1 protein-coding gene is annotated in these 429 nt (G+C 46.9%); it reads left to right on the top strand.

Annotated elements, in window-relative coordinates:
* Nucleotides 1-429 (top strand): hypothetical protein (locus I6F37_RS40990; RefSeq protein ID WP_225154518.1); only part of this gene is annotated, 429 nt, incomplete at both ends.

The following is a 429-nucleotide window of genomic DNA, read 5'->3' as shown; positions in this document are numbered from 1 at the left end:
ACAGTTAGTTGCGCAGGAACTGGACCGGCTGGTGGCACTTTACAGGCAACGGGGTTATTACCGGCTTACCCGCAATAGCTTACTGGCGGAAGCCGATACGATTAACCCGGCCCTTATCAGCCTTGAAAATGATCCGTTGTCGCTGTTTAACCAGGCACAACAGCGTCGCCAGAATCCGACCATTGATATACGTTTGTTTCAGCGCCCGGCTATTGATACTTCCTTTTTTGGTAAATACAAAGTTGGCAGGGTCGTGTTTTATCCCGAAACAAATATTGATGACGATAAGAATCTGATAATGGCCGATTCGAGTTATTTACCAGGCCGAAACAGTGGCAACGATAGTATTGTAGTAAAGCAAAAGCACCGGATGTTTCGTCAACGGGTAATGCGGCGCTCGAACAGTATTGTACCAGGGCAGTATTATAA

Source organism: Bradyrhizobium sp. NBAIM08, assembly GCF_020193935.1.
Lineage (GTDB): Bacteria > Pseudomonadota > Alphaproteobacteria > Rhizobiales > Xanthobacteraceae > Bradyrhizobium > Bradyrhizobium yuanmingense.
The sequence above is the reverse complement of the archived record's forward strand: the minus strand, read 5'-3'. Positions and strand labels throughout refer to the sequence as shown.